We start from the raw sequence: 14456 nt of genomic DNA, 5'->3' as shown, positions 1-14456 counted from the left end.
TTCAGGAGACTCCGAGCTCGTTGTCGAGCAGGTCGAAGAGTTCGTCCGCCGTGGCCGTCTCGAGTTCGACGGCCCCTTCGGCGGCACTGCGCGGGTCGCTCAGCTTGGCCAGCAGGCCGCGCAGGCGGCCGGTGAGGTAGGCCCGCTCCCGGTCGTCCGGCCGCAGGCCGTCGAGCAGGGTGTCCAGCCGGTCGATCTCGGCGTGGGCGGGCGGGGCGGTCTCACCGTCCCGGGGCAGCCCGGCGTCCAGGTGGCGGGCGAGGGCGTCCGGGGTCGGATAATCGAAAACGGTCGTCGCGGGCAGGGTCAGCCCGGTGACCGCGTTGATGCGGTTGCGGAGCTCGACCGCCGTCAGCGAGTCGAAGCCCAGCTCGGTGAAGCCGCGCTCGGGTTCGATCGCCGCGCCGGAGGAGTGTCCGAGGACGCCGGCGACGTGGTCGCAGACCAGGTCGAGCAGGACCCGGGCGCGTCCGGCGGGGTCGAGCCCCGCCAGCTTCGCCGGGAGTTCGGGGGCGGCTGCGGCGGCGGCGGGCCGGGCGGCGACCCGGACCAGTCCGCGCAGCAGCGGCGGCAGCGCGCCGGCGCGGGCCTGCGCGTGGAGCGAGGTGACGTCGAGCCGCATCGGCGCGGTCGCGGCGTGCCCGGAGGCGACGGCGACGTCGAACAGGGCCAGGCCCTCCTCCGTGGAGAGCGCGCCGACGCCCGAGCGGGTGATGCGGATCAGGTCGGCCTGGAGCAGGTCGCCGGTCATCGTGCTGCGGTCGGCCCACATGCCCCAGGCGAGCGAGGCGGCGTGGCGGCCGGTCGCGCGGCGGTGCTGGGCGAGCGCGTCGAGGAAGGCGTTCGCGGCGGCGTAGTTGCCCTGGCCGGGGGCGCCGAAGACGCCCGAGGCGGAGGAGAACAGGACGAACGCGCCGTCCCCGGCGAGCTCGTGGAGGTTCCAGGCGGCGTCGGCCTTGGGCCGCAGGACGGCGGCCAGCCGCTCGGGGGTGAGCGACTCGACGATCCCGTCGTCCACGACACCCGCGACGTGCACGACCGCGCCGATCGCGACCCCGTCGAGCGCGGCCTCCAGCGACGCCCGGTCGGCGGCGTCGGCGGCCTTCACGGTCACCCGCGCGCCGAGCCCTTCGAGCTCGGCCACCAGGTCGGCCGCGCCGGGCGCGGCCAGGCCCCGGCGGGACAGCAGCACCAGGTCGGACGTGCCGTGGGCGGTCACCAGGTGGCGCGCGACGTGGCCGCCCAGGGTCCCGGTCGCGCCGGTGACCAGGACGGGACCGGACAGGTCGACCGGCTGGGGGTCCTCGACGGCCACCCGCGCCAGGCGCGGCACGAACACCGCGCCGTCGCGGATCGCCGCCTGCGGCTCACCGGAGGCGAGCACGGCGGCCAGGACGTCGGCCGTCGGGGTCGCGTCGAGGTCCACCAGGACGAACCGTCCCGGATGCTCCGTCTGGGCCGAGCAGAGGAGCCCCCACACCGCCGCACCGGCGGGGTCGGGGTCCTCGGCGTGCACGGCGCCCCGTGTCACCACCACGAGGCGGGACGACCCGGGCCGGGCCACCCACGTCTGAGCCAAAGCCAGCGCCTCGGCCACCGCGGCGTGCGCCCCGGCGACGGCCCCGCCCACAGGCGTGATCGGCGCGAACACCACCTCGGGCACGTCGCCCGCCGGGTCCCAGGCGGGCAGGTCGAGCCCGACGTCGCCGAGCGCGGCCCAGTCGCCCACGGCGGCGGTGCCGACGGGCAGGCGCGTCCACTCGACCTGGAACAGCGACTCGTGCCGGGCCCCGGCCGCGCGCAGCCGCTCGCCGCTGACCGGGCGGGTCGCGATGCCCTCCACGGTCGCGACGGGACGGCCCGACGCGTCGGCCAGGTCGAGGCGCATGGTGCCGGAGCCGGTCGCGACCGGTCGGCCCGACGCGTCGGCCGGGCCGGGACGCGTGGCGCCCGAGCCGGTCAGCCTGACCCGGACCTCGGTCGCCCCGGAGGCGTGCAGTTCGACGCCGGTCCACGAGAACGGCAGGCCGGGCTCGTCGCCCTCCGCGCCGGGGACGAGCCGCCCGGTGTGCAGCGCGGCGTCCAGGACGGCCGGGTGAAGACCGAAGCCGGGCTCCGCCGACGGGGGCGCGACCTCGGCGAACACCTCGTCGCCCCGGGTCCAGGCGGCCACGACGCCCTGGAAGGCGGGGCCGTAGGGGAAGCCCGCGTCGGCGAGCCGGTCGTAGAGGTCCTCGACGGGGGCGGGGACCGCGCCGTCGGGCGGCCAGACGGAGAGCTCCACCGGGGTGCCGGTCGCGACGGACAGCCGCCCGCTCGCGTGCCGGACCCACGGTTCGTCGCCCTCGGGGCGCGAGTGGATCGTCACCGGCCGGTGGCCGGCGGCGTCGGGCTCGCCGACCACGACCTGGAGCTGCACGCCGCCCCGCTCGGGCAGGATCAGCGGCGCTTCCAGGGTCAGCTCCTCCAGCCGGTCGCAGCCGGCCGGTTCGCCCGCCTTGAGGGCGAGTTCGACGAACGCCGTGCCGGGCAGCAGCACGACGCCCATGACGGCGTGGTCGGCCAGCCACGGGTGGGTGGCCAGGGCCAGGCGGCCGGTGTAGACGAACCCGTCCCCGGCGGCCAGCGGCACGGCTGCGCCGAGCAGCGGGTGCCCGGCCGCGCCGACCCCCAGCCCGGCCGCCCCGGCGGCGGTCCCGGGCAGCGCCTTGATCCAGTACGTCTCCCGCCGGAACGCGTAGGTCGGCAGGTCGACGGGTGCTCCTTCGGGGATGATCCGCGCCCAGTCGACGGCGACGCCCCGCACGTGCAGCGCGGCGACGGCGGTGACGAGCGTCTCGTCCTCGGGGGCGCCGCGCTTCAGGGCCGGCACGACCGGCGCGTCGGCCATCGCGGTGAGCGCCGCGTCGGGCCCGACCTCCAGGAAGACCGCTCCGGCGTGCCGGGTGAGCGTGTCGTGGAACCGGACGGTGTCCCTGACGTGGTCGACCCAGTAACCGGCGTCCCGGCCGCCCTCGAACGGGATGACCGGCTCGTTGTAGGTGAGACTCGCGATGGCCCGGCGGAAGTCGTCGAGCATGGGGTCCATCAGGCGGGAGTGGAAGGCGTGCGACACCTTCAGGCGCTTGCTCGTGGGGAAGCGCGCCGCCTCGGCCAGCACGGGGTCCTCGGGGCCGGAGATGACGACCGAGGCCGGTCCGTTGACCGCCGCGATGTCGACATTTCCCGAAATTTCGCCTGGCGTGGCCTGTATGGCGACCATCGCCCCACCGACCGGAAGCGCCGCCATCAGCGACGCGCGGGCGGCGACCAACGTGCAGGCGTCGTCGAGCGACAGGATCCCGGCGCAGTGGGCGGCGGCGATCTCGCCGATTGAGTGGCCGGCCACGGCGTCCGGGGTCACGCCCCACGACTCCAGCAGCCGGAACAGCGCCACCTCGACCGCGAAGATCGCGGGCTGGGCGTAGCCGGTGTCGTCGAGGCCCTCCCCCGTGGCGATGACGTCGTGCAGCGGCCGGTCGAGGTCGAACCGGGCGCAGACCGCGTCGAAGGCGTCGGCGAAGACGGGATGCCGCGCGTAGAGCCCGGCGCCCATCCCGGCGCGCTGGGAGCCCTGGCCGGTGAACAGGAAGACGGTCGCGGGGTCGCTGTGCACGACGCCCCGGAGCGCGGCGCCGCCGTCGGCGATCGCGTCGAGCCCGGCGAGCAGGTCGTCGCGGGTGGAGCCGGTGATCGCCGCGCGGTGCTCGAAGGTGGTGCGGGTGGTGGCGAGGGCGCGGGCCAGGCCGGTCAGCGGGGTCGCGGCGTCGAGGTGGTCGCGGAGGCGCGCTGCCTGGTCCTTGAGCGCCTCGGCGGAGCGGGCGGACAGCAGCCAGGGCACGAACGCGGCGGTGTCCTCGCGGTCCTCGCGGACGGCGGCGGCCTGCTCGATCACGACGTGGGCGTTGGTGCCGCTGACCCCGAACGACGAGACGGCGGCGCGCCTCGGCCGGTCGTGCGACGGCCACGGCGTGGGCTCGGTGAGCAGCTCGACGGCTCCGGCGGTCCAGTCGACGTGGGGGGTGGGCTCCTCGGCGTGCAGGGTGCGCGGGATGACGTCGTGTTCGAGGGCCAGCACCATCTTGATCACCCCGGCGACGCCGGAGGCCGACTGGGTGTGCCCGATGTTCGACTTCACCGACCCCAGGTAGAGCGGGGTCTCCCGGTCCTGGCCGTAGGTGGCGAGCAGCGCTTGGGCCTCGATCGGGTCGCCGAGCCGGGTGCCGGTGCCGTGGGCCTCGACCACGTCGACGTCGCGGGTGGACAGGCCCGCGTTGGCGAGCGCCTGCCGGATGACCCGCTGCTGCGACGGGCCGTTGGGGGCGGACAGGCCGTTGGACGCGCCGTCCTGGTTGACCGCCGAGCCCGTCACGACGGCGAGCACCCGGTGGCCGTTGGCCCGCGCGTCGGACAGGCGCTCCAGCAGGAGCAGGCCGACGCCCTCGCCCCAGCCGGTGCCGTCGGCGTCGGCCGAGAACGGCTTGCACCGCCCGTCGGCGGCCAGGCCGCGCTGGCGGGAGAACTCGATGAACGCGCCCGGCGTCGCCATGACGGTCACGCCGCCCGCGAGCGCCAGGGTGCACTCGCCGTTGCGCAGCGACTGCACCGCCAGGTGGAGGGCGACCAGGGAGGAGGAGCAGGCCGTGTCGACCGTGATGGCGGGGCCTTCCAGTCCGAGCGTGTACGCCACCCGTCCCGACACCACCGCCGTCGCGCTGCCCGTGAGGAAGTACCCCTCCGCGCCCTCGGGCGCGCTGTCGAGGCTGGTGCCGTAGCCCTGGGACGACGCGCCCACGAACACCCCGGCGGGGGTGCCCCGGAGCGACGCCGGGTCGATCCCGGCCCGCTCGACCACCTCCCACGACGCCTCCAGCAGGATGCGCTGCTGCGGGTCCATGGCCAGCGCCTCACGCGGCGAGATGCCGAAGAAGGCAGGGTCGAAGTCGCCCGCGTCGTGCAGGAAACCGCCCTTCCGCGTGTACGTCGTCCCGCTGCTGCCGGGGTCGGGGTCGTAGAGCGCGTCCACGTTCCAGCCCCGGCCGTCGGGGAAGCCGCCGACGGCGTCCGTCCCGTCGGCCAGCAGCCGCCAGAGGTCCTCGGGGGTGCGGACGCCGCCGGGGTAGCGGCAAGCCATCGCGACGATCGCGATCGGGTCGTCGGCGGCGGAGGCGGCCTGGGCGGTGACGGCGCCGGCGGGCGTGCCGACCAGTTCGCGTTCCAGGTGGTCGGCCAGGGCGGCGGGGTTCGGGTGGTCGAACACGAGGCTGGCCGGGAGGCGCAGCCCGGTCGCGGCCCTGAGCCGGTCGCGCAGTTCGACGGCGGTCAGCGAGTCGAAGCCGATCTCGCGGAAGGCCCGCCGGGCGTCGACGGCCGTCGCGTCGGCGTGGCCGAGCACTCCTGCGGCCTGCTCCCGGACGAGGGTGAGCAGCTCGCGGCGGCGTTCGGTGCCGGTGAGGGCGGCCAGGCGGCGGGCCAGGCCTGAGGTCTCCTGGGCCGGGCCGCTCTCCTCGTCGAGGACGCGCCGCGCCTCGGGCAGGTCGGCGATGAGGGGCCGGGCGCGTTCGGCGACGTAGCCGGGGACGAACCGGTCCCAGTCGACGTCGGCGACCGCCATGAAGGTGTCGTCGGCGTCCATGACCTGCTGGAGCGCGGCGATGGCGAGCGCCGGGTCCATCGGGCGCAGGCCGCGCCGGCGCAGGTGGTCGCCCGCGTCCCCGGCGGCCATGCCGCCGTCGGCCCACGCGCCCCAGGCGACCGAGGTCGCCTTGCCGCCGCCCGCGCGGCGGTGCTGGGCCAGCGCGTCGAGGTAGGCGTTCGCGGCGGCATAGGCGGCCTGGCCGCCGCCGCCCCAGACGCCCGAGTTGGACGAGTAGAGGATGAACGCGTCCAGGTCAGGGAGGAGTTCGTGCAGGTGGAGCGCGCCCGCGACCTTGGCCGCGACGACCTCGCGCAGTTCGGCGGGGGTGATGTCGGCGAGCGGGGTCTGCTGCCCGACGCCGGCCGTGTGCACGACGGCGTCGATGCGGTGGGCCGCGACGAGCTCCTCGACCGCCTGCCGGTCGGCGATGTCACACGCGACCACGGTCGCCGGAAGTTCTTCCACGAGCTGGGCCGCGCCGGGCGCGTCGGGCCCCCGCCGCGAGACGAGGATCAGGCGCTCGGCGCCGTTGCGGGCCAGCCAGCGGGCGGCGTGCCCGCCGAGCGCGCCGGTGCCTCCGGTGACCAGGACGGTGCCGCGCGGCGTCCACGGGGTGGTGGCGGCGGGCTTGGGCGCGTGGACGAGCCTGCGGGCGAAGACGCCGCCCGCGCGGATCGCGACCTGGTCCTCGTCCCCGGCGAGCACGGCGACCAGGCGGGCCGCCGCTCTCTCGTCCAGCTCCTCCGGCACGTCGATCAGGCCGCCCCAGCTGCCCGGGATCTCCAGCCCGGCGACCCGGCCCAGGCCCCAGAGCTGGGCGCGCTCGGGACGGTCGACCCTGTCGGCCTTCCCGGTGGCGACGGCCCCCGAGGTGACGACCCAGATCTTCGCCGGCGGGTCCTGGACGGCCGCGAGCAGCTCCTCCAGCGATGGGTTGTGCAGGATCACGCCCTGGAGTTCGCCCTCGGAGGTGGTGTCCAGCGGCAGCTCCAGCGTCGCGGGGACCTGCCAGCGGCCGGTGGGAGCGCCGCCGATCTGCACGGGCTTCCAGGTGATGGTGTAGCGCCAGCCGTCGAGGACGGCCAGCTCGTCGCGGGTGCGCCGCCAGGCGGCCAGGGCCGGGAGGACCTCGTCGAGGGCCTCGCGGGAGACGTCGAGGTCGAGGTCGCCGGAGTCGACGGCCCGCCAGAACGCGGCGTCCTCGGCGGTCGCGGCGGCGGGTTCGGCGGGGGCGGGCCAGAAGCGCCGCCCCTGGAAGGCGTAGGTGGGCAGGTCGACGGCGTTGCCGGTGACCTTCCAGTCGACCCGGACGCCCCGGACGTGGGCCTCGGCGACCGAGGTGAGGAAGCGCGTCAGGCCGCCCTCGCCACGCCGGAGGGTGCCGACGACGGCCGCGCCCGACTCCATCGCGTCGAGCGTCTCCTGGATGCCGACCAGGAGACCGGGATGCGGGCTGACCTCGACGAACGAACCGTAACCCTGCTCGACGAGAGCCCGGGTCGCCTCCTCCAGGCGGACGGTGTTGCGCAGGTTCCGGTACCAGTACTCGCCGTCCATCGTGGTCGTGTCGAGCCAGGAGGCGGTCACCGTGGAGAAGAACGGGACCTCGCTGACACGTGGCGAAATTTCCGCCAATAACGCCCGCAGTTCGTCGTGGATCTCCTCCACGTGGTGGGAGTGGCTGGCGTAGTCGACCGGGATGACCCGGGTGCGGGCCTGGAGGCCGGCGCGGAGTTCCTCGATGGCGTCCACGTCGCCGGAGACCACGACCGACGACGGGCCGTTGATCGCCGCGATCGACAGGCGGTCGCCGAGGTCGAGCTCGGCGGCGGGCAGCGCGACCGACATCATGCCGCCGCGACCCGCGAGGGCCAGGATGGCCTTGCTGCGCAGCGCCACGACCGCTGCGGCGTCGGCCAGGCTGAGCGCGCCCGCGACGCAGGCGGCGGCGATCTCGCCCTGCGAGTGGCCGACGACGGCGGCCGGTTCGACGCCGTGGGAGCGCCAGAGTTCCGCGAGGGAGACCATCACCGAGAACAGCACGGGCTGGACCACGTCCACGCGGTCGAGCGAGCCGCCCCGGACCACGTCCAGGAGCGACCAGTCGACGTGGGGCGCGAGAGCCTCCGCGCACTCGGCCATCCGCGCCGCGAACACGGGTGCGGTGTCCATGAGCTCTGCGGCCATGCCGACCCACTGGGAGCCCTGGCCGGGGAAGACCATGACGACCCGGTCGCCGCCGGGGACCACGGAGCCGGTGACCGGGGTGGCCGCGAGCAGTTCCCCGGTGGTCGTGCCCACGACGACCGCGCGGTGGTCGAAGGCCGACCGGCCGCCGATCAGGGACGCGGCCACGTCGTGGGCGGGGGTCGTGAGGTCGACGGCCTCGCGGAGGCGGTCGAGCTGCGACTGGAGCGCCTGGGCCGTCTTGGCGGAGACGGGCCAGGCGACCGGGCCCTCGTGCGGCACGGCCGGGCGGGGCTTCGGCTCGGGGGCCTCTTCGATGATCGTGTGGGCGTTGGTGCCGCTGACGCCGAACGAGGAGACGGCGGCGCGGCGGGGGCGGCCGGTGCGCGGCCAGGGGCGGTTGCCGGTGAGGAGCTCCACCGCGCCCTCGGTCCAGTCGACGTGGGGCGAGGGGGCGTCGACGTGCAGGGTCTTCGGCAGCGTCTCGTGCTGGAGGGCCATCGCCATCTTGATGACGCCGGCGACGCCCGCCGCGGCCTGGGTGTGCCCGATGTTCGACTTGATCGAGCCCAGCCAGGCGGGTTCGTCGCGGTCCTGGCCGTAGGTGGCGAGGAGGGCCTGCGCCTCGATGGGGTCGCCCAGGGTGGTGCCGGTGCCGTGGGCCTCGACGGCGTCGACCTCGGCGGGGGTCAGCCCGGCGGAGGCAAGGGCCTGGCGGATGACGCGCTGCTGGGAGGGGCCGTTGGGGGCGGTCAGGCCGTTGGACGCGCCGTCCTGGTTGACGGCCGAGCCCTTGATCACGGCCATGATCGGGTGGCCGTTGCGCCGGGCGTCGGAGACGCGCTCCAGCAGCAGCATGCCGACGCCCTCGGCGAACCCGGCGCCGTCGGCCTGGGCGGCGAACGCCTTCGACCGGCCGTCGGCGGCCAGGCCGCGCTGCTTGCTGAACTCGGTGAACAGGCCGGGGGTGGCCAGCACGGTCACGCCGCCCGCCAGCGCCAGATCACACTCGCCGTTGCGCAGCGCCTGGGCGGCCAGGTGCAGCGCGACCAGCGACGACGAACACGCCGTGTCGACGGTGACGGCCGGGCCCTCCAGCCCGAACGAGTAGGCGACCCGCCCCGAGGCGACGCTGCCCGCGCTGCCGTTGCCGAGGTATCCCTCCAGCTCGGTCAGGTCGTCGCCGCCGGCGATGAGGTGCCCGGCGTAGTCGTGGTACATGACCCCGGCGAACACGCCGGTCAGGCTGCCCCGGACCGACTCGGGGCGGATGCCCGCACGCTCGAACGCCTCCCACGAGGTCTCCAGCAGCAGGCGCTGCTGCGGGTCCATCGCGAGGGCCTCGCGCGGGGAGATGCCGAAGAAGGCGGCGTCGAAGTCGGCCACCCCGTCGAGGAAGCCGCCCTCGCGGGCGTAGCTGGTGCCGGGGTGGTCGGGGTCGGGGTCGTACAGGGCGTCGAGGTCCCAGCCCCGGTCGGCGGGGAAGGCCGAGACGGCGTCGACGCCCTCGGAGACCAGCCGCCAGAGGTCCTCGGGCGAGCGGACCCCGCCGGGGTAGCGGCAGCCGACGCCGACGATCGCGACCGGCTCGTCGGCGGCGGCCCTCGCCCGCTTCGGCGCGGTCGCGGCCGCCCCGGCGAAGCGGCCCAGCAGGTACGCCGCCAGCGCCTCGGGGTTCGGATAGTCGAAGACCAGCGTGGCGGGCAGCTTCAGCCCGGTGGCTGAGCTCAGCCGGTTGCGCAGGTCGACCGCCGTGAGGGAGTCGAAACCGAGCTCCTTGAAGGCGCGGGTGGTGTCGAGCGCCTCGGGGGTGGCGTAGCCGAGGACGGTCGCGACCTGCGACGCGACGAGGTCGAGCAGGAACCGCTCCCGGGCGGGGGCGGCGGCCAGCCGGTCGGCGAACGAGTCGGCCCCGGCGGTCTCGGCCACCCGCCGCGACGGCGCCCGGACGAGCGCGCGCAGCAGCGGCGGGACCTGTCCCGACCGCCGCACGGCCGCCAGGTCGAGCCGGACCGGCACGACCAGCGGCGCGCCGGAGGCCACGCCCGCGTCGAACAGCGCCAGGCCCTCGGCGGAGGCGAGCGGGGCGACGCCCGAACGGCCCATCCGGCCGACCTGGGTCTCGTCGAGGTGACCGGTCAGGCCGCTGCGCTCGGCCCAGAACCCCCAGGCCAGCGCGGTCGCCGGGCGACCGTGGTGACGGCGGTGCCGGGCCAGCGCGTCGGTGAAGGCGTTCGCGGCGGCGTAGTTGCCCTGGCCGGGCCCGCCGAGGATGCCGGCGGCGGCCGAGAAGAGGATCAGCGGGCCCTCGGTCAGCTCGTGCAGGTGCAGCACGGCGTCGACCTTGGGCGCGAACACGGCGTCGAGCCGGTCGGGGGTGAGCGAGGCGATCACGCCGTCGTCGAGCGCGCCCGCCGTGTGGACGACGGCCGCGACGGCGTGCCGGTCGAAGAGGGCGGCGAGCTGGGCCCGGTCGGTGACGTCGCACGGTTCGGCCACGACGTCCGCGCCCAGCGCGGTCAGCTCGGCGACCAGCTCGGGGGCGCGCCCGGTGCGGCTGACCAGGACCAGGCTGGTGACGCCGTGGGCGGTGACGAGGTGGCGGGCGACCAGGCCGCCGAGCGTGCCGGTGCCGCCGGTGACCAGGACGGTCCCGTCGAAAGCGGGTCCCGGCCCGGGGAGCGGGGCCCTGACCAGGCGGGGCGCGAGGAACTCCCCGTGCCGGACCACGACCTGCGGTTCGCCGGTCGCGACGGCCTCGGCGATCATGGCGTCGTCGTCGGTGTCGACCAGGACGAACCGGCCCGGGGTCTCGGACTGGGCCGACCGGACCAGGCCCCAGACGGGCGCGTTCACCAGGTCGGTGACGTCCTCGTCGCCGACGCCGACCGCGCCGGAGGTGGCGAAGACGACGATCCCGTCTGTGTCGGCCTGGAGGTGCGCGAGGGCCTGGGCGGTGGCGCGGCGGGCCGCGAGCGGGATGTCGTCGGCGGACTCGGGGGCGAACCGGACCACCGTGTGGCCGGGCGCGTCGCCCGCCGGGGTCACCGGCCGCCAGTCGAGCGTGTAGAAGGCGTCGTGGTGGGTGGTGGCCTTCTCGGGGGCGCGGGAGGTCAGCGCGCCGATGGTGGCGACGGGAGCGCCGGTCGGGTCGGCCACGGTGATCGTGACCGTGCCGGGGCCGGTCGGGGTGAGGCGGACCCGGAGTTCGGTCGCGCCGGTGGCGTGCAGGGCGACGTCGGACCAGGCGAACGGGAGGCCGGGCGTGCCGTCGGCGCGCAGGAAGCCGGTGTGCAGGGCCGCGTCGAGCAGGGCCGGGTGGATGCCGAACCCCGGCGCGGGCGGCAGGGAGATCTCCGCGTAGAGGTCGTCGCCGTCGCGCCAGGCGCGCCGGAGGCCCTGGAAGGCGGGACCGTAGGCGAACCCGGCCTCGGCGAGCGAGTCGTAGAAGCCGTCGAGCGGTACGGCCTCGCCCACCGGCCACGTCACGAGCCCCTCCCCCGCCGGGGCGGCGGGTGCCAGGGTGCCGGTGGCGTGGCGCGTCCACGGGTCGTCGTCGCCGCGCCGGGAGTGGATGGTGATCGACCGCCCGGCGGTCACGGCGACCTGCACGGTGACCGGCTCCTGGCCGGTCAGGGTCAGCGGGGCCTCCAGGGTGAGGTCCTCGACGAGCGCGCAGCCCGTCTCGTCGCCCGCGCGCAGCGCCATCTCGACGAAGGCGGTGCCGGGCAGCAGGACCGTGCCGTCGACCACGTGGTCGCCGAGCCAGGGGTGGGTGCGCAGGCCGATCCGCCCGGTGAACAGGAACCCGCCCGCGTCGGCCAGCGGCGCGGCGGCCCCCAGCAGCGGATGCCCGGGGGCGGTGAGCCCGGCGGCGGTGACGTCGCCGGAGCCGGTGGCCGGCCGGGGCCAGAACCGCTCCTGCCGGAACGGGTAGGTCGGCAGTGGCACGCGGCGGCCGGACAGCCGCCAGTCGACGGTCCCCCCGGCGACGTGGACCTCGGCGAGCGAGGCCAGGAAGCGGGCCGGGCCGCCCTCGCCGCGGCGCAGCGTGCCGGCGACGGTCGCGTTCTCGACGGTGTCCTGGATGGCGGCGGTGAGCCCGGGATGCGGGCTGACCTCGACGAACGCGCCGAACCCCTGCTCGCCCAGCGCCCGGGTGACCTCTTCCAGCCGGACGGTGTTGCGGAGGTTCCGGTACCAGTACTCGGCGTCCATCGTGGTGGTGTCGAGCCAGGAGGCGGTCACCGTGGAGAAGAACGGGACGTCGCTGACACGTGGCGAGATCTGTGCCAACAGCGCTCGAAGTTCGTCGTGGATCTCCTCCACGTGGTGCGAATGGCTCGCGTAGTCGACCGGGATGACCCGGGTCCTGGCGGTCAGGGACGCTCTGAGCTCCTCGATGGCGTCCACATCACCCGAGACCACGACCGACGACGGGCCGTTGATCGCGGCGATCGACAGCCGGTCGTCCAGGACCAGCTCGGAGGCGGGCAGCGCGACGGACATCATGCCGCCGCGCCCGGCCAGCGCCAGGATCGCCTTGCTGCGCAGCGCCACGACGGCGGCGGCGTCCTCGACGCTGAGCGCGCCGGCGACGCAGGCGGCGGCGATCTCACCCTGGGAGTGGCCGACGACGGCCGAGGGCTCGACGCCGTGGTGCCGCCAGAGGGCGGCGAGCGAGACCATCACGGCCCACAGCACCGGCTGGACCACGTCGACCCGCTCCAGCTCGCCGCCCCGGGCGACCTCGATCAGGTCCCAGTCGACGTGCGGGCGGAGCGCGGCGGCGCACTCCTCCATCCGGGCCGCGAAGACCGGCGAGGCGTCCATCAGCTCGGCCGCCATGCCGGCCCACTGGGAGCCCTGGCCGGGGAAGACGAACGCCACCCGGTCGGCCGCCGGGGACGCCACGCCTCGGACGAGACCGGGGGCCTGCTCACCGGCGGCGAGGGCGCGGAGCGCGTCGGCGTCGAAGACGACGGCCCGGTGCTCCAGGGTGGCCCGGGTGGTGAGCAGCGAATGGGCGACGTCCTCGGACGCTCCCGTGACGTCGAGAAGGCGCGCGGCCTGCGCGCCGAGCGCGTCGGCGGTCTTGCCGGACACCACCCACGGCGCCGTCGAGCGGGGACCACCCGGAGTCGCGGGTTCCCGGTCGGCCTCCTCGGCCTCGGGGGCCTCTTCGATCAGGACGTGGGCGTTGGTGCCGCTGACGCCGAACGACGAGACGCCCGCGCGGCGGGGCCGGTCGCGCCGGGGCCACGGCAGGGCGTCGGCGAGGAGCTCGACCGAACCGGCCGTCCAGTCGACGTGGGGGGTGGGGGCGTCGACGTGGAGGGTTTTGGGGAGCACGTCGTGGCGCATCGCCAGGACCATCTTCATGACGCCCGCCACGCCGGCGGCGGCCTGCGTGTGGCCGAGGTTCGACTTCACCGAGCCGAGCCGCAGCGGTTCGGCGCGGTCCTGGCCGTAGGTGGCCAGCAGCGCCTGGGCCTCGATCGGGTCGCCCAGCGTCGTGCCGGTGCCGTGGGCCTCGACGGCGTCCACGTCCCGGGTGGTGAGCCGGGCGTCGGCGAGGGCCTGGAGGATGACGCGCTGCTGGGACAGGCCGTTGGGGGCGGTCAGGCCGTTGGACGCGCCGTCCTGGTTGACGGCCGAGCCGCGGACCACGGCGAGCACCTCGTGGCCGAGGCGGCGGGCGTCCGAGAGGCGCATCAGCAGGAGCATGCCGACGCCCTCGCCCCAGCCGGTGCCGTCGGCCCCGGCGGCGAAGGCCTTGCAGCGGCCGTCCTCGGCCAGGCCGCGCTGGCGGGAGAACTCCACGAACGCGCCCGGCGTCGACATGATCGTGATGCCGCCCGCGATGGCGGCCGAGCACTCGCGCGAGCGCAGCGACCGGACCGCCAGGTGCAGGGCGACGAGGGAGGCCGAGCACGCCGTGTCGACGGTGACGGCCGGGCCCTCCAGGCCGAAGGCGTAGCTGATGCGGCCCGACACGACGCTGGCCGCGTTGCCGGTGGAGACGAAGCCGCCGACGCCGTCCTCGGAGGCGACCAGCAGGCCGGCGTAGTCCTGGCCGTTGGTGCCGATGAAGACGCCGGTCTGGCTGCCCTTGAGCGAGAGGGGGTCGACGCCGCCGCGCTCCAGCACCTCCCAGGACGTCTCCAGCAGCAGCCGCTGCTGCGGGTCCATGGCGAGGGCTTCCCGGGGCGAGATGCCGAACAGACCGGCGTCGAAGTCTCCGGCGCCGGTCAGGAAGCCGCCCTCGCGGGTGTAGCTGGTCCCGGGGCGGTCGGGATCGGGGTCGTACAGGGCGTCGAGGTCCCAGCCCCGGTCGTCGGGGAAGCCCCCGACGGCGTCGCCGCCGTCGGCGAGCAGCCGCCACAGGTCCTCGGGGGTGCGCACGCCGCCCGCGAAGCGGCAGCTCATGCCGACGATCGCGATCGGTTCGGTCGCGTCGGCCTCCAGCTCCCTCAGCCGGTGCCGGGTCTGCTGCAAGTCGGCCATGGCCAGTTTGAGGTACTCGCGGAGCGTCTCTTCATTCGCCATTCGATGCCACCCCGTAAGAGTGTCCGGCCCAGGTCGTCGGCAT

1 protein-coding gene is annotated in these 14456 nt (G+C 75.7%); it reads right to left on the bottom strand.

Translation table 11 applies throughout. The annotated features are described in order from the left end of the window. Window position 1: 1 nt before the first annotated feature. A complete protein-coding gene (locus tag AW270_RS40910) occupies window positions 2-14413 on the bottom strand; it encodes a type I polyketide synthase (RefSeq protein ID WP_082801198.1) in 14412 nt (4803 codons plus the stop codon). Window positions 14414-14456: the final 43 nt, after the last annotated feature.

It is taken from the genome of Herbidospora cretacea, assembly GCF_001570605.1.
Classification (GTDB): Bacteria; Actinomycetota; Actinomycetes; order Streptosporangiales; family Streptosporangiaceae; genus Herbidospora; species Herbidospora cretacea.
This window is presented reverse-complemented; position numbering and strand designations above follow the sequence as displayed.

Excerpts from the sequence above, each read along its gene's own strand:
- AW270_RS40910 (WP_082801198.1), bottom strand. The coding sequence starts at position 14,413 with ATGGCGAATGAAGAGACGCTCCGCGAGTACCTCAAACTGGCCATGGCC.